The 21,544-nt window shown below is 43.4% G+C and carries 18 protein-coding genes; 12 read left to right on the forward strand and 6 right to left on the reverse strand.

Translation table 11 applies throughout. The features are described from left to right. Positions 1-198: 198 nt before the first annotated feature. Positions 199-1,164, forward strand: a complete 966-nt coding sequence (locus PSE7429_RS10505) for an N-acetylmuramoyl-L-alanine amidase-like domain-containing protein (RefSeq protein ID WP_009627145.1) — start codon at positions 199-201, stop codon at positions 1,162-1,164. A 24-nt stretch (positions 1,165-1,188) separates the two neighbouring features. Here the strand turns inward: PSE7429_RS10505 and PSE7429_RS10510 are convergent, their stop codons facing one another. Together PSE7429_RS10510 and PSE7429_RS10515 are read right to left on the reverse strand one after the other, a co-directional pair. Next, positions 1,189-2,418, reverse strand: a complete 1,230-nt coding sequence (locus PSE7429_RS10510) for a CheR family methyltransferase (protein WP_009627146.1) — start codon at positions 2,416-2,418, stop codon at positions 1,189-1,191. Further along, positions 2,406-2,843 carry a chemotaxis protein CheW gene (locus PSE7429_RS10515; protein WP_009627147.1) on the reverse strand — a complete coding sequence of 146 codons (438 nt, stop codon included), beginning with the start codon at positions 2,841-2,843 and terminating at the stop codon, positions 2,406-2,408. The genes PSE7429_RS10510 and PSE7429_RS10515 overlap by 13 nt, the downstream gene beginning before the upstream one ends. Positions 2,844-3,540: 697 nt before the next feature. Here PSE7429_RS10515 and PSE7429_RS10520 point away from each other — a divergent pair. From PSE7429_RS10520 to PSE7429_RS10540, 5 genes are all read left to right on the forward strand, one after another. Beyond that, complete coding sequence (locus tag PSE7429_RS10520; protein ID WP_009627148.1) at positions 3,541-5,289, forward strand: methyl-accepting chemotaxis protein; 1,749 nt, start codon at positions 3,541-3,543, stop codon at positions 5,287-5,289. An 88-nt stretch (positions 5,290-5,377) separates the two neighbouring features. Continuing rightward, a complete protein-coding gene (locus PSE7429_RS10525) occupies positions 5,378-6,103 on the forward strand; it encodes a chemotaxis protein CheW (RefSeq protein ID WP_009627149.1) in 726 nt (241 codons plus the stop codon). Next, positions 6,100-9,063, forward strand: a complete 2,964-nt coding sequence (locus PSE7429_RS10530) for a hybrid sensor histidine kinase/response regulator (protein WP_009627150.1) — start codon at positions 6,100-6,102, stop codon at positions 9,061-9,063. Before PSE7429_RS10525 ends, PSE7429_RS10530 begins: the two co-directional genes overlap by 4 nt. Before the next feature lie 6 nt (positions 9,064-9,069). Next, positions 9,070-10,080, forward strand: a complete 1,011-nt coding sequence (gene cheB / locus PSE7429_RS10535; protein WP_009627151.1) for a chemotaxis response regulator protein-glutamate methylesterase — start codon at positions 9,070-9,072, stop codon at positions 10,078-10,080. Between the two features lie 207 nt (positions 10,081-10,287). Beyond that, entirely contained in the window at positions 10,288-11,319 is a 1,032-nt protein-coding gene (locus PSE7429_RS10540) for a diguanylate cyclase (RefSeq protein WP_009627152.1), read from the forward strand. 263 nt (positions 11,320-11,582) lie between these two features. On the opposite strand, the gene prmA is transcribed toward PSE7429_RS10540, so the two are convergent. Together prmA and PSE7429_RS10550 are read right to left on the reverse strand one after the other, a co-directional pair. Further along, entirely contained in the window at positions 11,583-12,509 is a 927-nt protein-coding gene (prmA, locus tag PSE7429_RS10545; RefSeq protein ID WP_009627153.1) for a 50S ribosomal protein L11 methyltransferase, read from the reverse strand. A gap of 110 nt (positions 12,510-12,619) precedes the next feature. After that, entirely contained in the window at positions 12,620-13,021 is a 402-nt protein-coding gene (locus PSE7429_RS10550) for a DUF4346 domain-containing protein (protein ID WP_009627154.1), read from the reverse strand. Between the two features lie 249 nt (positions 13,022-13,270). Between PSE7429_RS10550 and PSE7429_RS25110 the strand changes: the two genes are divergently transcribed. Continuing rightward, the gene (locus tag PSE7429_RS25110; protein ID WP_009627155.1) at positions 13,271-15,061 is read left to right on the forward strand and encodes a serine/threonine-protein kinase; all 1,791 of its coding nucleotides are present in this window, start codon (positions 13,271-13,273) and stop codon (positions 15,059-15,061) included. A gap of 109 nt (positions 15,062-15,170) precedes the next feature. Then, on the forward strand, positions 15,171-16,052 hold the full coding sequence (locus tag PSE7429_RS10560) for a DUF429 domain-containing protein (protein WP_009627156.1): 882 nt from the start codon (positions 15,171-15,173) through the stop codon (positions 16,050-16,052). Positions 16,053-16,122: 70 nt separating this feature from the next. Here the strand turns inward: PSE7429_RS10560 and PSE7429_RS10565 are convergent, their stop codons facing one another. Both PSE7429_RS10565 and cobA read right to left on the reverse strand, forming a co-directional pair. Beyond that, complete coding sequence (locus PSE7429_RS10565; protein ID WP_009627157.1) at positions 16,123-16,500, reverse strand: HepT-like ribonuclease domain-containing protein; 378 nt, start codon at positions 16,498-16,500, stop codon at positions 16,123-16,125. A 54-nt stretch (positions 16,501-16,554) separates the two neighbouring features. Then, a complete protein-coding gene (gene cobA / locus PSE7429_RS10570) occupies positions 16,555-17,343 on the reverse strand; it encodes a uroporphyrinogen-III C-methyltransferase (protein ID WP_009627158.1) in 789 nt (262 codons plus the stop codon). Between the two features lie 434 nt (positions 17,344-17,777). Between cobA and PSE7429_RS10575 the strand changes: the two genes are divergently transcribed. The 4 genes from PSE7429_RS10575 to frr all read left to right on the forward strand — a co-directional run bounded on the left by PSE7429_RS10575 (position 17,778) and on the right by frr (position 21,337). Beyond that, positions 17,778-18,980: a pentapeptide repeat-containing protein gene (locus tag PSE7429_RS10575; protein WP_009627159.1), complete on the forward strand. Its 1,203-nt coding sequence runs from the start codon at positions 17,778-17,780 to the stop codon at positions 18,978-18,980. A gap of 2 nt (positions 18,981-18,982) precedes the next feature. Continuing rightward, positions 18,983-19,879, forward strand: a complete 897-nt coding sequence (locus tag PSE7429_RS10580; protein WP_009627160.1) for a pentapeptide repeat-containing protein — start codon at positions 18,983-18,985, stop codon at positions 19,877-19,879. Positions 19,880-20,001: 122 nt separating this feature from the next. After that, positions 20,002-20,802, forward strand: coding sequence for a UMP kinase (gene pyrH / locus PSE7429_RS10585; RefSeq protein ID WP_009627161.1), 801 nt, complete (start codon positions 20,002-20,004; stop codon positions 20,800-20,802). Continuing rightward, complete coding sequence (frr, locus tag PSE7429_RS10590) at positions 20,789-21,337, forward strand: ribosome recycling factor (protein ID WP_040688205.1); 549 nt, start codon at positions 20,789-20,791, stop codon at positions 21,335-21,337. Before pyrH ends, frr begins: the two co-directional genes overlap by 14 nt. The last annotated feature ends 207 nt before the right edge of the window (positions 21,338-21,544 follow it).

The raw sequence follows: 21,544 nt of genomic DNA on the forward strand, positions 1-21,544 counted from the left end.
CGGCGCTTCGCGCCGCAACTCTCTATTGGGTTTGATTTTTGTCCTAACATTACTAACCATAGTTATAATACCAATTCACTGAAGTGAGCCAACATTTCACAGTGAATTAAAAAACAACCCCAGTAAGGTTTTGAGATTTCCAAAATGGCGTTGCCATTTTGGAAATTGGTATAATTAGCAGCATTTAGTTAGGAATTCATGTCAAAAGTTATCAAACCATTTTTGCTATGTACTTTATTAGGAATATCCTTTAGCGATTATTTTATTCCCGAATTTAAAAATTTTGATCAAAATGATCGTGTCATCGTCACCGCTAAGAGCAATCCATCAACTCTGCAAAATCCTGCATCAAGCGTATCTGCAAGCTTAGATGTTTTAGACGATCCCACCACAAAAACAGAATATCAGCGACTCATGCAGTCCATAGGCGATCGCGTATCACAATTGCCTATGGATGAAGTCCTACAAACAGTTTCTAGTCAATTTCTTGGCAAGCCCTATCGTGAAGGCTTATTAGATCGAGGGGAAATCGAAAAGCTATCCGTATCGCTGACGGAATTTGACTGTGTGCTATTTGTTGAAACCGTTTTAGCCTTCACTCGTAATTTGTTGGCAACCAAACCGACCTATGCAAACTTTATCGATCAGGTTCAGACCGTAAGGTATACAAATGGAAATTTAGATGGCTATTGTAGTCGCTTACATTATTTTTCTGCATGGATTCGCGATAATCAGAAACGTAATATCGTGCGCGATCTTACCGCAGAATTAGGGGGGATTCGCCTTGAAAAGCGCCTAAACTTTATGAGTAGTAACTGGCAAAAATATCCAAGACTCAAACATAGTGAAAGCAATTACCAATGCATTTTAGCAATGGAAGAAAAGCTGGAATTAGAGACAAAATCCGCACCATTACGGTATATCCCATCTCCAAACATCCATGCAATTTATTCATCTCTAAAAGCTGGCGACATTATCGCAGTCGTAACTGATATCAAGGGGCTAGATACAACCCATACGGGCTTTGTCTATCCTACCGCCAAGGGCTTTGGGTTTATCCATGCATCTCTATCGGGTAAAGTCAAAGTCTCGCCCGATCTTCAACGCTACGTGGAAAGGGTAGACCATGCGATCGGTATTATGGTTGCCCGTCCACAGCCCTAAAGAAATTTGACGGCTTGACGGTTGCTACTGTTGGAGCCGCTGACGCAGGATTTCTGCACCAGCGCGATCGCCCATTTTTTCTTTTAATAGGTAGAGATGAAAGAGCGCATCATCATGCTTGGGATTGAGATAAAGCGCGCGCTGAAAAAAATGCATCGCCTCAGTTTCACTTCCCTGCGCTTGATAGATCTGCGCGAGCAGTACGTAGGCTTCCACATCGGTACGATGGCGTTCGAGATAGCTTTTACCGATACTAATTGCTTCTTGCAACAGCCCGCGATCGGCAAGTTTTCTTGCTTCGTCTAAGGGATTGGGTAGATTGCGATCGACAGATGTTGTTGCGATCGATTTTAAGGAAGCGGAAAAATCACCTTTTATTTCTCCTTGATCCAATGGAGAAGTAGGTATGGCGATTTTACTTGCGGCAATTGATTGAGGGCATAACGCCAATTTGCGGTAGGCATAGGCTTTACTATAGGGAATAGCTTCAAAAAGAGATTGGGGAATTTGTCCCATTTCGGAATGTCCGACAAAAAGAATCCCATCGTTGGCAAGCATTTGGTGAAGACGGTGTAAAGCGCGATCGCGATCGCGCTGATCGAAGTAAATCAGTAAATTTCGACAAAAGATGACATTATAGAAGGAAAGCCTATTAATACCAAATTGAGGGTCGAGAATATTATCGCGGGAAAATCTTACAGAGTCCCGAATCTCTTTGTGCAACTCATACTCGCGATCTTTTGCTGTAAAATAACGGGCTTGAAACTCTGGGGCAGTCATCCGAAAAGAATTCATCGTATAGACTCCACGGATTGCTTTTTGAATCATTTTTTGACTGACATCAATCCCCTCAACTTGAAAAGCATTGAGAGACAGACCAGATTCCATCAGCGTTATAGTAATTGAATAGGGCTCTTCACCACTGGCACAGGGTACGCTTAAAACCCTAAATATGGAGTGGCGTTGCTGTGGCAAATAATTATGCGTAATATAATTATGCGTAACGTAATGTTTTAGGAACGTAAATGGTTCACGATCGCGCAAAAACCAAGTTTCAGGAACCGTCACCGCATCAATAAATTCCTGTAACTCCCCACCCGAACTTTGCAAAAGACGATAATAGACTCGTTCATTAGTCAGATTGAGGGCGCGCATTCTCTGACGAATCGCACTAGTAATAGCACTAGGACTGACCGTAGTTGCATCCATCCCAATCTTCTGTTTGAGAAATGCGGCGATTTCTATGTGTGACATATATCTGGTAGCAAACGATCTAATTTTACCTGCTGAATTAGTCCATAGTGATCGCTAATGATTTTGCCTAGATAGGGAGCATCACTGACCGTAATTCCTGAATCGACAAGCTCCGTATCTTGACTGTCAATGGTTTCCGTAACTCTTTCTGCCATCACACCTAAAATGGAAGGAGATTCTTGTCCTAAGACTTGATAGCGCACCAAAATAATCCGAGTGCTTAAATGCGTCTTGCAAGGGGTTCCCTGAATTAGCTGACATAGATCGATGACAGGAACAATGACGTTACTATACTTAAACATTCCAACAACGTTAGGAGGTAATTGTTTCGGTGTCCGTAGAGATGTCAATCTTACGACCTCAACAACATAGCTACAGGCGATCGCATAGCGTTCCGTTCCCACATAAAAAAGCAGCATCAGCATAAACCATATCCAATATATCTAGATAGACATTTAATATTAAGTACCTCAGCATAATTAAAATTCCGATCTAAAACCTGCGGTGCACGCTGCGCGTGCGCCGCAGGTTTTAGGGTTTTATATTTAATTAAGCCCACATACTTAGTATTATTTTAGTATTACTAAAGAAGTAATGATTTTTGTTGGCTAAGTATCATCTAGAATACAGCACTAAAATAAGTATTCTAAATGAATATTCATTTAGAATATTCTAAATAAGTATTCTAAATGAGTATTTAAGTAAATGGGTCTAATTAAAAAGCTGATTTTAAAACCCTGGCGCAGATATCTTGGGTCACAGTTTCATGATGGAGATATTCGCCCTAAAAAGACAATCTAAATTGTACGATTGTCTTGATACTTAAGAAATTTAGAAGGCTTCACTAAAAAATCCAATTTATATGAGTAGTTTTTTGTTATTTAGATATTATCAATGAAGCGGTTAAGGCTATTATTGGATCAAGCATTGAAGGAATATCTAATTATTATAAACCCAAAAAAATCAAGTAAAATTCCAGCATTTTATAGATATTAAAAAGCTAGAATTGCCAGCATGTTTTCCTGCGAAGAAATTAATAGAAGCCTTTGTATATACTGATATACTCATTTTAGAATGGGCTGTGTTATCAAGAGAAGTATTTATTCTGGAGTTAAATGATGTATGTTTAAAAACTTAGGCTTGCAAGCCAGAATTATCGGAGCATTTTTACTAATGGCTATCTTAGTAATGATAGTTTCCTTAGTTGGGCTCAGTGGTAATCAAAATCTAAGCGAACATATACGCACTTTAGGCAAAAATAATGCTCCTAGTCTTTATCATCTGGGAATTATCAACGAAGCACAGACTGCAATAAAGGCATCACAACGTAATTTACTAATCCCTCAAGTAGCTAAAGAAGAGAGGTTGAAATCGAGACAGACGATTGAATCAAAATTTAAAGTAATTACCGATAGTTTTAAAGTATACGAAAGTTTATCTATTGATGATACGGAGTTAGGCATCTATAGAGAATTAAAAAGTCCTTGGGAAGAGTGGACGCAAAATAGTCGCCGTTTTTCGGAGCTTAGCGATGAGTTTGATAGCGCCGATATACCCAACCCATTGCAAGTCATGTTCGATCTCACCCAAAAAGGACAAGCTAACTCTCCCGAATTTGTCAAAGCAAAAAACGCTGCCGATGTTTTAGCCAAACTAGTAAGTTTTTCCTTAGTGACCTTAAATCCATCTTTTTATAAAGCCGATGATGCTATAAATAAATTACTTTCTTACAACCTCAACCTTTCCGTGAAAACAGCTCTCAAAGCTGAGGAAGATGCCACTAAAGCCATTCGCAATAGTCTGGGCATAGCGATCGCAGGGGCGGCGATCGCTATATTTTTCGGGGTTGTTTTCAGTAATATGATCGCTAAGCCCCTAGGAGCAAAAATTGCAGGTGTGGTCTCTGTTGCCGAAAAGATCTCCATTGGTGACTTGACCAGCCGCGTTCCAGAATCATCAACTAAGGATGAGATTGGAAAATTACTAGATGCATTTAGGTTAATGACCCACAATCTCAATGGATTGATCGGCAAAGTCAGTCAGACTGGGATCAAGATCATGACTTCTTCAACCCAAATTTCTGCCTCTGGCAAACAACTCGAAGCCACGGTCAACGAGCAGGTAGCTTCGACCAATGAAGTGGTCGCCACGGCTAAGGAAATTGCCGCCACCTCAACAGAACTAGTCCATGTCATGAATGAAGTTTCGAGGAGTGCGGAAGCCACCGCAGATTCCGCAAGTGGCGGACAACAGGAACTCACCCGCATGGAAAATACCATGCGTCAGTTAGCGGAGGCAACAGGTTCCATCTCTTCTAAACTCGGGATCATTAGCGAAAAGGCTAATAATATTAACAGTATCGTCACAACAATCACGAAGGTTGCCGATCAAACTAATTTGCTGTCCCTAAATGCGGCGATCGAGGCGGAAAAAGCAGGTGAATATGGGCTAGGATTTGCGGTAGTGGCTAGGGAAATTCGGCGTTTGGCAGATCAAACCGCCGTAGCAACCCTAGACATTGAAACCATGGTCAAAGAAATGCAATCAGCAGTTGCCACAGGGGTCATGGAAATGGATAAATTTACCCGCGAAGTTGGTCATGGCGTTGATGATATTCGGGGCATTAGCGGGAAATTAGCGGGAATTATCCATCAAGTGCAGGGATTGACTCCCCGTTTTGATGCTGTCAGTCAAGGAATGGAAGGGCAGTCTCTCGGAGCGACCCAGATTAGTGAAGCGATGGTGCAATTAAGCGAAGCGGCTAATCAAACCGCCGATGCCCTCAGAGAGATCAATCGAGCGATCGATCAACTCAATGAAGCTGGTTACGATCTCCGACAAGAAATATCGCGGTTTCAGTTGTTGAGTTAAAAATATTCGCAAATATATTCGCAAATTGGCGAAAAATATATTCGCAAATATGGCGAAAAATATAACAGAAAGGTAAAAGCCATTCTTTATGAATAATTCCCACGATACTAACCTAAGTAATGCAACCAGTAATACAACCGAAACCACCCAAAATTGCTGGCGTAAGATTGGTGTGTGGGGCGATCGCTCCTGTCCAGAATTAAAAAAACAAATTCATTGTCGTAATTGTTTTATTTATGCCGCAGCAGGGCGATCGCTCCTAGAAAGAGAAGCGCCCCTTGGTTATCTCGATGAATGGACAGAAACCGCAACGCAGGATATACCAGAAAATTATCGTTTAAATGCTGCTAATCGCCTTTCGGTCGGCATTTTTCGGTTAGGGGCTGAATGGTTGGCTTTACCAGCGCAGCTCTTCAAAGAAGTAACTCAGGTGCAGACTATCCATACCATTCCCCATCGCAGCAATAAGATCTTGCAGGGATTAGTGAATATTCGTGGTGAAATTTTGATGTGCATTTCTATGATGGAATTACTGGGCTTAGAACCTACCACTTCTCACCAGATCGATCGCCAAGGGCAGGCTGTGTACCCTCGGATGGTGGTAGTTGCCAAAGATGGATATTCTTGGGTATTTGCCGTGGATGAAATTCAAGGTATCCATGCCATTCATCGCGATCGCCTCCAAGAGCTCCCGACCACGATCTCAAAACGAACGGAAACCTATACAAAAGGGCTTATGTTTTGGCAAGATCGACGGGTGGGCTATTTGGATGACGAATTGCTATTTTATACTTTAAGTAGGAGAGTGCTGTGAACCAACCAAACTTGGGCGACTTCTCCATGCTGGATCTATTTCAAATGGAGATCCAGAGCCACACCGCTGACATGTATAAAAGTTTGGAAGCCATCTCTAGCAATCTCAGTGCTGCATCTAGAGATTTATTTACCAACCTCATGCGCGCCACCCATTCAATTCGGGGAGCATCCAAAATCGTCCATATCGAAGCGATCGCCAATTTAACCGCTAGTCTTGAAAACTGTTTTGTGGCTTTTCAAGAAGGGTTTTTCCTCCCTAAACAAGAACATATTGACCTTTTTCATCAAACCGTTGATTTCCTTGCCGAAGTTGGACAGGTTCCTGTCGCAGAAATCTCCTCTTTTTTGAGCGATCGCCAAGAATATATTGACCTTTACATCCAGAACATTAAGAGGGTTACCAGAGCCGAAGATCTTCAGATCGGTACATTCACTGAGTTAAAAACATTGGAGAGCGATCATCCGACCCCAAATCATAGAGCGACTAAGGAAGCCGATGGAGAATCCCTTTACAATAGCCACCTAATTGAATCGCCTCTAAGCGATACAATTCCCGATCTGAGCGACTTCTCCATGTTAGATCTATTTCGTATGGAGGTAGAAAATCAAGTCGCTGTGCTCAATGATGGATTGCTACAACTGGAAAATACCCCTAATGCGATCGATGAAATCGAACCACTCATGCGCGCCGCCCACTCGATTAAGGGCGCGGCTCGTATCGTCCAACTCGATGTTGCCGTCCAATTAGCCCATATTCTCGAAGATTGCTTTGTCAGCGCTCAATCAGAATTAATCAAAATCACCAGCAATCATATCGATATCTTTCTGCAATGTGTCGATATTTTACTCAATGTTTCCCAAGTATCTTCGGGAAACATTTCCGATTGGTTGACTGACAATCGGGATAATATTGGAGAAGTTCTTGTGGCAATGGAAAGTATTTTGCCTGAAGAGCGACGCAATAGATTTGATAGATTAGTGGTGGCTGGGACTTATACGGAAAAAGATAAAGCCCCACAAGCCCCAAAAACTACAGAAGAACCTCAGCAGGGCTTGACCTATGCGGAATCTTCCCTCAGCCTAGTGGCAAGCCAACATTCTGTTGCCAAGCCCAGCGAAGCGCTCATGGTGACATCAGAGGTAAATGCGATCGCATCCAGTTCTTCCGTGCAGTCTACGACACTTGCCAAGTCTCCCCACGAGACTGAAAAAATTGCCGAACGTACTGTCAAAGTCAATACGGATAATCTCAATCGTTTGATGGGTTTAGCAGGAGAATCCCTCGTAGAAGCTAATTGGTTGCAACCTTTTGCCGATTCGCTCCTAAAGCTAAAATATTTACAAGCAGATCTAGATAGACAATTAGAGATTCTCTCCGAATCCCTTGAATCTCAAAGAAAGCTCAATTCCGTTGAGTCCATCCAGTTTAAATCCGCTCGTCGTACCGCCGATAGTTGTCGCCATTTTCTATCCGAGCGATTGAGCGAACTAGAGGTTTTTGCTAGGCGATCGGCAAATCTCTCCGATCGCCTATATCGTGAAGTTATCGCTAGCCATATGCGCCCCTTTGCCGATGGCGTACAGGGCTTTCCCCGCATGGTGCGCGATTTAGCAAGACAACTAGGCAAGCAAGTTAAGCTGGAAATCATTGGTAAGTCTACCCAAGTCGATCGCGATATTTTAGAAAAGCTAGAGGCTCCCCTAACGCATATTCTCCGCAATGCCCTCGATCATGGATTAGAATCCCCTGAAGCGAGAATAGCTGTAGGCAAATCTCCTGAAGGCATCATTCGCCTTGAGGCAATGCATCGTTCGGGAATGCTGGCAATTACCGTCAGCGATGATGGTAAAGGATTAAATCCTGAGAATATCCGTCAAAAAATAATTGACAAAAAGATGACGACTCACTCTATGGCAGCCCAAATGAGCGAAATCGAACTCATGGATTTTCTGTTTTTACCAGGATTTTCCACAGCAAAACAGGTTACCGAGGTGTCTGGGCGCGGTGTGGGGCTAGACATCGTGCAGAATATGGTACAGCAGGTCGGTGGCATTGTGCGCGCATCCTCACAGGCAGGCAAAGGGATGACCTTTCATCTACAGTTACCCTTGACTTTATCGGTAACCCGTTCTCTCTTAGTGGAGATTGGGGGAGAGCCCTATGCCTTTCCCCTCTCGCGCATCGATCACATCGTTTTAGTATCAAAATCAGAAATTCGCCTCATCGAGAACCGTCAATATTTCACGTTTGATCAATATAATATTGGGCTCGTCGTTGCTTGTCAGGTTTTAGAATTAAGAGAATCTCAACTCAACCTAGAAGAACTGCCAATTATCATTATTAGCGATCGCCATAGTCGTTATGGGTTAGTAGTTGACAAGTTCTTAGAGGAGAGAGAATTAGTCGTTCGTCCTTTAGATAAACGCTTAGGCAAAATTCCCAATATTAGTGCTGCCGCCTTAATGGAAGATGGAGCACCTATTTTAATCATTGATGTGGAAGATATGGTTCGTACTATCGATAAGTTATTGACAGGCGGTAAACTTGATAAAGTCAGTAATTATGAAGATAAAAAATCTATTAAGAGTCGCAAACGCATACTAGTGGTAGATGATTCTATTACCGTACGAGAAATGGAACGAAAACTACTGGAAAACAAAGGCTATGAAGTGGAGGTTGCCGTGGATGGAATGGATGGATGGAATGCAATCCGCACGGGTAGCTTTAATTTGGTTGTATCCGATGTGGATATGCCGCGCATGAATGGTATTGAATTAGTCAGTCAAATCAAGAATCATCCCAACCTAAAATCTATACCTGTAATTATCGTATCTTATAAAGATCGAGAAGAAGACCGCCTTCGCGGTCTGGATGTCGGTGCTGATTACTACCTTACTAAGAGTAGTTTTCATGACAATACCCTGATTCAAGCTGTACAAGATTTAATTGGAGTCTAATTTATTATGTCTACCCCTAGGAAATTACGAATTGCGATCGCCAATGATTCCATGCTTGAAGCCGAGGCATTACGCCGTACAATTGCCTCCGTCCCCGAATATGAAATTGCTTGGATCGCCAGAGATGGCGGTGCTGCGGTCAGCCAATGCGCCCGGGATACTCCCGATCTTGTCCTCATGAATTTGATTATGCCAATTCTCAATGGCGTACAGGCGACACAACAAATCATGCAGACCAATCCCTGTGCGATCCTATTGATTACTGCCGATGTCAACGAACATGCCAATAAAGTCTTTGAAGCCATGGGGCATGGAGCTTTGGATGCCATTGATACTCCTTCGATCGGCTTAGAAGAAAATTCCCTTGGACGCAACAAGCTACTTCAGAAAATCGCGACCTTGAGTAAGCTCGTAATTCGCGCCGATCTAAGACGTTCATCTCCCAAGCCCCCTTTACTCGCCATTGGAGCTTCTACTGGGGGACCCAAAGCCTTAGCCATGATTTTATCCCAACTACCCGCTAGTTTTCCTGCTGCCATTGTAATTGTGCAGCATGTTGATGCCCAATTTGCTTCTGGCTTGGTTAATTGGCTGGATACTCAGACTCCTCTGACCGTAAAGTTAGCAATTACGGGAGAGAAGGTTGAAGGGAATTGTGTCATGATTGCAGGAACCAATGACCATTTAATTATTACACCTCAGCTTACATTTCAATATACCGAAGAACCAATGGAAACACCGTTCCGCCCTTCCGTCGATATCTTCTTCCATAGCATTATGAAGAACTGGAAAAGTAAAGGTGTAGGATTGCTATTAACTGGTATGGGTAAAGATGGGGCGGAAGGACTAGCGGCGTTAAAATCCGCAGGCTGGCATACGATCGCACAGGATGAGGCGACGAGCATAGTTTACGGAATGCCCAAAGCGGCTTTTGAACTAGGGGCTGCTTGTGAAATCCTACCCATTGAAGCGATCGCCTCTGCTTGCAATCGCCAGATATCCCTATTACGGGCTTAATACTTTTAGGAATTGACGCGCTTAATAGAAATAGATTGAAACAAATAAATTCAAATAAATAAATTCAAATATAGCTATAGTCAGTAATGTTAGGACAAAAATCAAACCCAATAGAGAGTTGCGGCGCAAAGCGCCGCAACTCTCTGACTTAAGTGAATATAGCTATAAATTCCAATAAATAAATTAAGAAAGAAAGAATCAAAAATAATGTTTGGTAAACCCAAATCCCTTCCCAATGAGCCGCTTATTACCGTGCTACTTATCGATGATCAAGCAATTATCGGCGAGGCAGTGCGGCGAATGCTATTAACGGAAAGTGATATCATTTTTCATTTTTGTAGCGATCCTTCGGTTGCAATTCAGAAAGCGATCGAAGTTGCACCCACAGTGATCTTGCAGGATTTGGTAATGCCAGAAATCGATGGCTTAATGCTCTTAAAATTCTTTCGGGCTAATGTCGTCACCCGTGATATTCCCATGATCGTATTGTCTAGTAAAGAAGAAGTAGAACTTAAAGCAGAAGCCTTTGCGATCGGAGCCAATGATTATCTAATTAAACTACCCGATAAGATCGAACTGATTGCCCGTATTCGTTATCATTCACGCGCCTATATCAATCTCTTACAAAGAGATGAGGCTTACCAAGCAATTCAAGATTATTTAAAAAAATTAGAAATTGAACGCCGCAAAGTTGTCGAACGCACCAATGAACTTGCTCACCTGAATGTCGAATTGGAGCGGATAGCTAGCATAGACATGCTCACAGGAGTAGCAAATCGACGACAATTTATGTATCGACTCGAACAAGAGATAGAGCGCAGTCGCCGCTATAAACGCCCACTCTCTCTAATTGCCTTAGATATCGACCACTTTAAAAAGATTAACGACGCTTGGGGGCATGGGGGTGGGGATATAGCCCTCTACGATATCTCCCAACGTGTTAATCTGCTGATGCGAGAGAGCGATTTACTCGGAAGAATTGGCGGCGAGGAATTTGTCGTATTGCTAACTGAGACCTCCTCGGAAGAAGCCATGCTTGTAGCCGAGCGACTTCGCTCCGTAATTGCAGACACACCAGTAGTAATCAATGGCAATAATGTTAATGTAACCGCAAGTTTTGGGGTGGCAACCTTTGACCAAGAGAAGGATACAATTACGACAATTCTCTCTAGAGCTGATAAGGCTCTATACATGTCGAAAGAAACGGGTAGAAACCGTGTAGTTGTCGCAAATATTTAATGGAAACATTTACAGCAATTATCGATCAAACGAACCACAGGGAAATTTTTGAAAGCGTTGCAAAGCAACGCTTTCAAAAATTTCCTTGATTTGGGTTTGAGCGCGAAGCGTTGTAAAAACCAAAACCAGAGCGTACTGCCCGCTAAGTGGGCAGTACGCTCTTCTGAGTTTTAAGCTTACTTATGCTTACAAAAACCAATAATTAGAAGTTTCGGTGCGAAGCGCCGCAACTTCTAATTATTCACTGGGAAGAGAGTAGCTACTTAATATTCTGATCGCCTAATTGTCAGACATGCCCATTCTTGGCGCTTCCAAAAAGTAGCAATTACCCATTTATGGGCATCTAGGGCATCAGCGACCTTCGGCACCTGCTCGATTAGGATTCCACTTAAAATTCCCCAACCATTTTCGCCCACCAGTTTATCGAAGTAGGGAACCATATCCACAATAATATCGGCGAGGATATTACAGGTAAATCCATGGGCAGGTTCGGGCATATGGGCAATGAGATCTTGGATACTCCCTTCGGCGACCCAAATTTTTTCTGCGGCAATGCCATTGAGTTGGCGATTGTGATTGGTGGCTTTAATTGCCAAAATGTCATTGTCGATCGCATAGGTTTGGCTCGCACCAATTAATAAAGCGCCAATACTCAGAATGCCCGAACCACAACCGACATCAGCAACCACAATCTTATCTTCAGGCTTGACTCCCCAAAGACGCATTTCTAAAGCTTCCAGACATAGCTGGGTCGTAGCATGAGCACCCGTGCCAAAAGCACTACCAGGATCGAGACGGAGAATTTGGCGATCGCCAAGATCGGCAGGGGCTTCAATCCAAGCAGGATAGATCGCCAACATGTCACCAATTTCCTGTGGACTCCAATGTTGCTTCCAACTCGATGACCAGTCCTCGTCATTAATTACTGTCCATTGAGTGACAGGCGCTTCGTAATTAACGGCGATCGCATCCTGTTTTAGCCATAGCGACAAGGCCGCCAGATCCAAAACACTACCTTTCTCGACAGGCAAATAACTACTGATTTGAATCTGTCCGTCTTTTTTTTGGCTTGCCATTCCTTGACAACCAAAATTTTGCAATCGCCAAAAAATTTGCTCTTCTAGAGATTGCTTGGCTATAACTTGAATTTCCCACCAACTATTGTTAATGGAGCCGATCAAAGGTGACATCTGGCGCTTATGACTATTGTATGAATGATTATATTTTAGATATCCGATATTCAGAGCAAGTACTTAAGAGGAAATACTCAAGAGCAAAGCCACAAATACCATCAAAATCTTTAGTCTTGGATATATTCCTGTTGTTGTAACAGCGCTAATTCCGCTCGCTGTATTTCGCGACCTAGGTAGGCAGCATGGTCAAATAGTGTAACAGGGCAGGGGTGTGTTTTCTCAAAGATCTCGACACAGAGTTCCTTTGCACTTCTGCCTGTAAATAGTTGCACGGCCTGACGGTCAACCTTACCTCTAGCTGGAATTGGTTTGCCAGTTTCAGGATCGACTGCTAAACCTTGATCATTAATGATGTTGCTATAGTATTTAGCACAAATTAAACTTTGTTGATAATCCACGTAGATAATAAAGTAACCGCTGGGATCAAGAGCTAGCGATCGCTTGGATAATTGATTATCAATTTCATGGATTTGTTGAGCAAGTAGGTTAGGTTTAGCAGTCAAATTCATTAACTTTGAGGCAAGAGCATATTTTTTATAGTTATCCTATGATACGACTTAATATTCTCGTTTATACAGGTTTATAGCGTTTCACAGCCGAAGAGGAGAAGGTTGGCGCTTCGCGCCAACCTTCTCCTCTTCGGCTATAGCTATAGATGAAGTTTTAGAGAATCATCGGATCCCAATACATTCCTATACAATGGGATACAACAGGACGATAGTTAATATCCAGAGCCGATAACTAGAGGGGCGATCGCCATGCCAGCCAAAGTATTAGATGGACGTTATAAATTAATTAAACAAATCGGAGCAGGTGGGTTTGGACATACCTTCATTGCCAGAGATATGCGTCGTCCAGGATCGCCGCCCTGTGTTGTCAAACAACTGAAGCCTGCCAGCGACGATCCTAACTTTATCCGCGAAGCCAGACGGCTATTCAACACAGAAGCTGAGACCCTAGAGAAATTAGGCAGACATAATCAAATCCCTCAACTCCTCGCCTACTTTGAAGAAGACAAGCAGTTCTTTTTAGTTCAAGAATTTGTAGAAGGAAAATCGCTTCATGACGAACTAAAAGCGGATTTGCCAGATATCTCAAATTTAGATAATCAGTCTCAAGAGGTTATTCTTGATGAACTAGCCAATATTGAGAACAATACCAGAGACAAACAGCTACGCGAAGTTGAAGTTCTCAAAATCTTGAAGGATGTCTTAGAAGTTTTGGAATTTGTCCATTCTGAAGGGGTGATTCATCGCGATATTAAGCCAGATAACCTAATCCGTCGCAAAAAAGATCAAAAAATCGTCCTCATTGACTTTGGCGCTGTCCGAGCCATGCAAGATGCTAATACTAAACTTGCTGCCGACGAAAAGGGCGAATCGCGATTTACCGTAACCATTGGTACTCCTGGGTATATGCCTAGCGAGCAATGCGCGGGACGACCCAATTACAGTAGTGATATTTACGCCTTAGGAATGGTCGCTATTAAGGCTCTCACGGGCTACGCTCCCACTGATTTACCGAACGATCCCGCTACAGGGGAACTAGTGTGGCGCGACAAAGCCAAGGTCAGTAACGGTCTGGCAATGGTATTAACGCGCATGGTTCGCTACCACTATACCCAAAGATATCAGTCAGTACGTGAGGTCAATCAAGGGATTAGTACTTTCGCGACCATGAGTGAGGTAGAACGTCAAGCCACAACCAGCAAGATCGTCAGATCTACAATTTTAACGGGAACAGATGGCTTAACTAACTCTAATAATACTTCTTACCAAGCTAATACCCAAACTCGGAGAGTGGTTCCTACTTCTAACTCAGCTAGTTCTAACTCTGGAGTTCTATTTCTGTTTGGTGGTCTATTATCAGTAGTTGCGGTAATTGCAGCCTTTGTTTTGCCTGCGATGATGCACAACAATCAGTCATCTGTGATTGTCAATAATCAACCCATCTCGCCTAGACCGCTCGCTCCTGAATCAACTCCTACAAGCCAAGTCCCCACTACGACTTCCAGCGAATCTATCAATCAAGTTCTCAATTTAGAGGTGAATAAAGAATCCTTGGTTATTCCCAATAAAATAGCAGGGAATGCTACTCACAGCTACAACATTCAAGCTAAGGCTGGGCAATTACTGAGTACGGCAATTACGGGCAATGGACTATCCCTTACGGTACTCAATGCTCAAGGCATCGCCTTACCTAATGCCGTAAATGTTTTGAATGCCGATCTGCCAATTACCAGCGATGGAGCCTATACCATTCAATTGAGAGGGCTGGGAACTGCGGAAGTTCCCTATCAACTGAGACTGGGGCTGAGAGATACGACGATCGCTCCACCTACACCGCTACCCAATACCAGTCCCAACGCAATTCCCAATCCAATTCCCAGTCCAATTCCCAGTCCAATTCCCAGTCCATTAGTAACGCCCCCAAACACCACGGTTCCTAGCCCATCAATTTCCACAACGCCAACACCGCCCACCGCCCCAGCAACACCTGCACCGCCGCCACCAAAAATAGAAGTTAAAGTCAAAAATTACAAAAATTAGTCAATACTCCCTTCCCAATGAAAAATTAGACGTTGCGGCGCGAAGCGCCGCAACGCTAATTCTTGGTTTTGTATGTCTATTTCTTTGGTGGGAAGGGAGTATGATAAGGATGGATAGCTCAAAGTGCCCTCCATCCTTAATCATATTGAGCAATCATATTGAGCATTACCGATTTATGGAATTGATTTATGGAGTTGATTTCACAAGCGCCCCAAGGCAAGGGAAAACAATCGTTTGCGCGGAGGCTTGGCGAGAAGCTGATATTTTATATATTAAAAAGTTCTATCGATTTACAACTTTGCCATCATTTATAGACTTTATGGAACGATCGCCAACTTGTCTTGCAGGAGTAGATTTTCCTCTTGGTCAGCCCCGAAAATTAATCGAAAACTTGCAATGGGGAAATACTTGGGCGGAATATGTCGAGCGCATCGGACAGATGACCAAACAGGAGTTTGTGGGGGTACTAGATCGATATCGGCAAAATCGTCCTAACGGCGATCGCGAACATTTACGCCATACCGATCGGCTGGTGGGCGCAATCAGCCCCATGAAAGTATATGGAGTACCTGTGGGGAAAATGTTTTTTGAAGGGGCTCCGCGAATGCTCAAAGCAGGATTTAATATTATCCCCTGTCATCCCACGGATGACTTGCGTACTGTCATTGAGGTTTATCCTGCCCTCGTTGCCAGATTTCTCATCGGTAGACAAAGCTATAAATCCGACTCAAAAGCCAAACAAGACTCTGTCATGCAGTCAGCACGCCAAAAAATAATTGAACTCTGGCGATTGCCTATTTTTCAAGATAAATATGGCTTTGTCATCGACATCAACCAACATCTTGCCGATGAGTGCGATCGCGATCCTTCAGGTGATACCATCGATGCCGTCCTCGCCGCAATTCAAGCAGCATGGGCGTTACAACAGCCAAACTATGGAATTCCTGCAACCTGCGATCGCCTTGAAGGCTGGATTTGTAATGCTCTTTGATTAAGGGCGGCGCGCTGCGTTGCCCTTAATCCTCCTATCTTAATCCTCCTATCTTAATCCTCCTATAAAGTTATAAAGTCGCGAGAGCCTTTCGCATTAACTCCTTGATAAAAGGTACTTCTTGGTGAGTCATCTCCCATAGGGTATTGAGATCGATTTCCAAATAACCAAACATCAAGCTATCTCCCACACTAGTCAAACGCCGCCAATTAATCTGGGGATAGCGATCCATAAAGCTAATCGGCAACCTTCTTGCCGTCGCCCCAATAATGCCGATCGCCCTTTCTACCGCAAAGATCGTTTTTTGATCGTGACTAAACTCCAAGAAATCTATTCCCGATACAAAGGATTCTGTTGCGGCGATCGCTTCCAAAATGTCCTGTATTTGTACTTCCAGACGGTTAATATTTTCGATTCCAGCGGGAATACTCACTTCATTTACGCTCATTAGTCTTTTTCCGTATACTAAAAACCAGAGACGGCTTGTTACTCCGCCTCCGTGTTAGACCTGCCGAAAGTTTACAATATTGCCAATGACTGCGATCGCTGGCGGTGTAAAGTTCTTTTCGCGAACAAGTTCGACAATATTACCCAAACAACCGATTAATTCCGACTGGTCGCTGCGAGTTCCCTGCCGAATTAAAGCTACAGGTGTAGCCTCAGACAGCCCCGCAGCAATCATCCTAGGAACAATTTCACTTAAATTATGCAATCCCATATATACAACTATCGTTTCGGCGGCTTTGGCGATCGCCGCCCAATCGATCTGGGGACGATATTTGCCTGCGGACTCATGTCCTGTGACAAAAATTACCGATGAACTGAAATCACGATGGGTAAGTGGAATCCCTGCGTAGGCGGGGGCGGCAATTCCCGATGTAATTCCTGGAACAACTTCAACATCAATCCCTGCCGCGCGTAGATCCGCCAACTCCTCGCCCCCACGCCCAAAGATAAAGGGATCGCCACCCTTCAACCGTACGACGATCGCCTGTTCTTTAGCCTTTTCGATCAGTAATTGCGTAGTTTCCTCTTGCAATAGCGAATGATTTCCCCTACGTTTGCCCGCATGAATTTTTTCAGCGATCGGGTTAATCATCGCCAGAATTTCATCACTGACTAGGGCATCGTAAAGCACCACATTACAGTTTTCTAAGAGTGCCTTTCCCTTTAAGGTCATTAATCCCGCATCACCAGGTCCCGCCCCCACTAAATAAACCTTACCAAAACTAGCGTGGGAAGATCCTTGAGTAATTGAATTTGTATCGAAATTTATATCTTTATTTGTCATTCGTCTTATTGTTCGTCGTGAAAACCATAGTATCTAAGCAGCATCTAAGCAGCATCTAAGCCAAATATTGCAAGGCGATCGCATCACCATTTTCCTCATGTATTCTATTTGTTATAGCAATTTATTGGGATTTCCAATTTGTCGTAAGTACCTCAGCATAATTAAAATCCAGAGCTAAAACCTGCGGCGTAAGCTGCGCGTACGCCGCAGGTTTTAGGGTTTTATATTTAATTAAGCCCACTTACTTAGATAAATTGTAGAGGTAAGTAATAGCCGAGCTATGCATGACTAAATCCTAACCTTTAAAAATGTTGAGACGCAGCCATTTTGTTAAGCCAGATCGAGGAGAATTCGCGAACCACATATTTATTTAAGAATATGTTTAAAAATCTTCTTTAGGTGTAACGAGTACAACGAATCAAAACGAGGCCGGCGTGAATTTTACTGACTTTACTAAAGCAAATCTTACCAAATCAATCCTAGAAGGAATCAACCTCAAGGGTGCGGATCTCAAGCGCGTTAATCTTAGCGAGGCAAAACTTGCGGATGCAAAGCTTTCCAAGGCAAACTTAACAGGCGCATTTCTCCATCGAGCCGATCTCAACCGAGCCAATCTGGTTGAGGCAAATTTAGCGGAAGCAAACCTCACCTCAGCCTTCTTGATCAGAGCCGATCTGCAAAGAGCCTGTCTCAACCAAGCTTATCTAGTAGCGGCAAATCTAAATTCGGCAAATTTGACCAGTGCATCGATGGTGAATGCCGATCTCAGCCTTGCTACGCTCACAGGAGCCTGTCTTAACGGAGCGAACCTGAGTCGAGCGAAACTAAATGGCACTTTCTTCATTGAGTCCAATTTATTGGGAGCCGATCTCAGTGACTCAGACTTTACGGGCGCACTGATGATCAAGGCAAATCTCAGTGGGGCGAATTTGAGTCAAGCCTGTTTGATGAATGTCGATCTTACAGAAGCCAATCTCACGGGTGCAGAATTGCAGGGGGTCGATCTCGCTGGCGCGATTCTCAATGCAGCCAATTTGAATGCCGTCGATCTTGTTTATGCAAATTTGAGCGGTGTTTCCTTAAGTCGCGCCAACTTAAGTTGGGCAAATTTGCTAGGGACAAATTTAGAAAAAACGAACTTAGTGGGTTCCGATCTGAGTTGGGCAAATTTGAACGAAACTAATCTGGCTGAAGCCGATCTAAGCTGGACAAATCTCACGGGTGCATTCTTGATGAAGTCCAACCTCAGTGGGGCAAATCTTAATGGCGTAAATCTCTCTAATGCAAATCTCAGTGGCGCGAATTTAAGCGGTGCAAATTTGATGGGAGCCAATTTAAGTGGAGCCGATTTAAGCAATGTCGATCTGCGGGGCTCTTACTTAATCCGTACCAATTTGCATAATGCGATTTTGAACGAAGCCAATCTCACGGGCGCAAATCTGGATGAAGCCGTACTCAATGGAGCTAGTCTAAATCGAGCTAATCTCAACCGGGCCAGTCTGACAAGAGCTAGCTTGACAGGTGCAAACCTCAAGGGAGCTTTTATGCTGTGGACTAATTTGAGAGGAGCTTTCATGCTATGGACTAATTTGGATGGTGCAAATATGACAGGTGCAATTTTGCCTACGGATAAGTAAAAATGAAAGCTAGAGAACTCATCGATCGCTACAATCAAGGCTTTCGAGATTTTAGTGATATTGATCTTAGTGGTGAAAATCTGAGCGGGCTAGGTTTAACGGCGATCGATCTTGCCAATGCCAATCTGAACGAAGCTAACCTATCCTGTGCCACCTTAAACGAAGCTAATTTATATGGTGCAAATCTAAATGCCAGCGTCCTCTACCGCGCAAGTGTGAGTGATGCCAATCTCTGCGAGGCGGATCTAAATGGTGCTAGTCTGATTAAGGCTGATTTGCATGGTGCTAGGTTAGAACGAGCTAGCCTAAGGGATGCTGACTTAACTGGTGCAAATCTCAATGCTGTGAGTCTCGCTAATTCTGACTTGACTGGAGCTAATTTAAGTTGTGTGTCTTTGGTCGGAGCTAACCTAGAAGGAGCAAATCTCACCCAAGCCTTTCTGAAAGGAGCAAACTTAGACGGGGCAAAATTAAACGGAGCAAATCTTGAAGGCGCTAATCTAAGTGGGGCGAGCTTTAGTGACGCTAATCTTAGCCATGCCAATCTCTCGACATCCGACCTTTCCCGTGCAAATTTATATGCAGCCAATCTCAGCGATGCCTTATTGTGTAGAGCCGATCTCAGTGGAGCAAATCTCAGTAATGCTAATTTCTCGGCATCCAATCTTAAGGAAGCTGACCTCAACGGGGCATTTCTGATTGAGTCCTATCTCGGTCAAGCCTGTCTAGATGGAGCAAATCTTAGTAAATCCAATTGCTATAAAGCTAATTTTAAAGGTGCATTTTTACTAAGAACCAATCTAAATGGAGCAAACTTAAATTGTACGGATTTCTCAAATGCTTCTCTGCAACCCGTTGATTGTGAGGTCGATCTCAATACAGAGTATGTAACCGATTAGCGCAATTATATAAGTTAAGCCATTTGGCGTAGAAACTGTAACGGTATGTAGGTACGTCTTGTCTAGAGAGAGAAAAAAATAAAAAGCGATCGCGCTAGAAACTAATCAGTTAGGAATGAAACATGAACGCAACTACAGAAACCAAACAAGAAACCAACCCAGAAACAACAAACGCATCAACAAAAATTACACCCGTTAAATATAAACGTATTTTGTTAAAACTGAGTGGCGAAGCACTCATGGGAGATCGTAGCTTTGGTATCGATCCTGAAGTTGTCCAAGATATCGCCTTGCAAGTTGCCGAAATTGTCAAAGATGGAATTGAGGTAGCGATCGTAGTTGGTGGCGGCAATATCTTTCGCGGTATTAATGGAGCCGCTAAGGGCATGGATCGCGCTACGGCTGATTATATTGGCATGATTGCCACGGTCATGAATGCTCTTACTTTGCAAGATGCCTTAGAGCAACTAGATGACCCTATCCCCACAAGAGTAATGTCCGCGATCGCCATGCAAGAGATCGCGGAACCCTATATCCGCCGTCGCGCAATTCGCCACCTTGAAAATAATCGGGTGGTTATTTTTGGGGCTGGTTCGGGCAATCCCTATTTCACGACTGATACCACGGCGGCGCTTCGTGGGGCTGAGATTAATGCCGAAGTGATCCTCAAAGCAACTAAAGTCGATGGCATTTACGACAGCGACCCCAAGAAGAACCCCACTGCCAAACGCTATCAATCCGTCAGCTTTGACCATGCCCTAATCAATGATTTGCGGGTAATGGATGCAACGGCCTTTGCCCTATGCAAAGAAAATGGCATCCCAATTATTGTGTTTGATCTTGGTGTTACAGGTAACATTCGTCGCGTCGTCATGGGAGAATCGATTGGTACTTATGTTGGAGGTTCCTGTGAAGTTAACTGATGTTGAGGCGCGAATGCAGAAAGCTGTAGAAGCGACCCAGCACAATTTCAATACTGTGCGAACGGGGCGTGCTAATGCTTCGCTGTTAGATCGAATTACCGTGGAATATTATGGTGCAGAAACGCACCTAAAAGCTCTCGCAAATATTTCTTCGCCTGATGCATCCACTCTACAAATCCAGCCTTTTGATCGCTCCACAATGCGGGCGATCGAAAAGGCGATCTCAGAGTCAGATATTGGGCTCACCCCCAATAATGACGGTGTTAGCATCCGTCTAAATATCCCCCCATTGACTACCGATCGCCGTAAAGAATTGGTGAAAATGGTTGCCAAACTTGCCGAAGAAGGTAAAGTTGCTATTCGTAATATTCGTCGCGATGCGATCGATTCTTTGCGGAAGCTAGAAAAGGCAAAAGAAATTTCTGAAGATGATTCTAAAAGCCAACAAGAGCAAGTGGATAAATTAACGGAAAAGTTCGTTAAAAATATTGATAAAGTCACTGCCGAAAAAGAAAAAGAAATTTCCACAATTTAAAAACAAAGGCGGCGCGATGCGCCGCTTTTTGTTTTTTATATTATTAAAACGATTGTTAATGTATAGCTGTCGCCACAAGCGTTATGACAAAATTAAATCCCAAGAAAAGAAGGTTGGCGCAAAGCGCCAACCTTCTTTTCTTGGGATTTATACCAATTCACGAAAGTGTGACAACACTTTTGTGAATTACAGCGCTTTGCGCTCAAA

The sequence above is a fragment of the Pseudanabaena biceps PCC 7429 genome, assembly GCF_000332215.1.
In the GTDB taxonomy this organism is placed as follows: Bacteria; Cyanobacteriota; Cyanobacteriia; order Pseudanabaenales; family Pseudanabaenaceae; genus Pseudanabaena; species Pseudanabaena biceps.

What these genes read in the sequence shown, in the direction of transcription:
- pyrH (WP_009627161.1), top strand. Translation starts at nt 20,002, where the DNA reads ATGAACGCAACTACAGAAACCAAACAAGAAACCAACCCAGAAACAACA.
- PSE7429_RS10505 (WP_009627145.1), top strand. Translation starts at nt 199, where the DNA reads ATGTCAAAAGTTATCAAACCATTTTTGCTATGTACTTTATTAGGAATA.
- PSE7429_RS10560 (WP_009627156.1), top strand. Translation starts at nt 15,171, where the DNA reads ATGGATAGCTCAAAGTGCCCTCCATCCTTAATCATATTGAGCAATCAT.
- cheB (WP_009627151.1), top strand. Translation starts at nt 9,070, where the DNA reads ATGTCTACCCCTAGGAAATTACGAATTGCGATCGCCAATGATTCCATG.
- PSE7429_RS25110 (WP_009627155.1), top strand. Translation starts at nt 13,271, where the DNA reads ATGCCAGCCAAAGTATTAGATGGACGTTATAAATTAATTAAACAAATC.
- cobA (WP_009627158.1), bottom strand. Translation starts at nt 17,343, where the DNA reads ATGACAAATAAAGATATAAATTTCGATACAAATTCAATTACTCAAGGA.
- PSE7429_RS10540 (WP_009627152.1), top strand. Translation starts at nt 10,288, where the DNA reads ATGTTTGGTAAACCCAAATCCCTTCCCAATGAGCCGCTTATTACCGTG.
- PSE7429_RS10510 (WP_009627146.1), bottom strand. Translation starts at nt 2,418, where the DNA reads ATGTCACACATAGAAATCGCCGCATTTCTCAAACAGAAGATTGGGATG.
- prmA (WP_009627153.1), bottom strand. Translation starts at nt 12,509, where the DNA reads ATGTCACCTTTGATCGGCTCCATTAACAATAGTTGGTGGGAAATTCAA.
- PSE7429_RS10580 (WP_009627160.1), top strand. Translation starts at nt 18,983, where the DNA reads ATGAAAGCTAGAGAACTCATCGATCGCTACAATCAAGGCTTTCGAGAT.
- PSE7429_RS10525 (WP_009627149.1), top strand. Translation starts at nt 5,378, where the DNA reads ATGAATAATTCCCACGATACTAACCTAAGTAATGCAACCAGTAATACA.
- PSE7429_RS10565 (WP_009627157.1), bottom strand. Translation starts at nt 16,500, where the DNA reads ATGAGCGTAAATGAAGTGAGTATTCCCGCTGGAATCGAAAATATTAAC.
- PSE7429_RS10520 (WP_009627148.1), top strand. Translation starts at nt 3,541, where the DNA reads ATGTTTAAAAACTTAGGCTTGCAAGCCAGAATTATCGGAGCATTTTTA.
- PSE7429_RS10550 (WP_009627154.1), bottom strand. Translation starts at nt 13,021, where the DNA reads ATGAATTTGACTGCTAAACCTAACCTACTTGCTCAACAAATCCATGAA.
- PSE7429_RS10515 (WP_009627147.1), bottom strand. Translation starts at nt 2,843, where the DNA reads ATGCTGATGCTGCTTTTTTATGTGGGAACGGAACGCTATGCGATCGCC.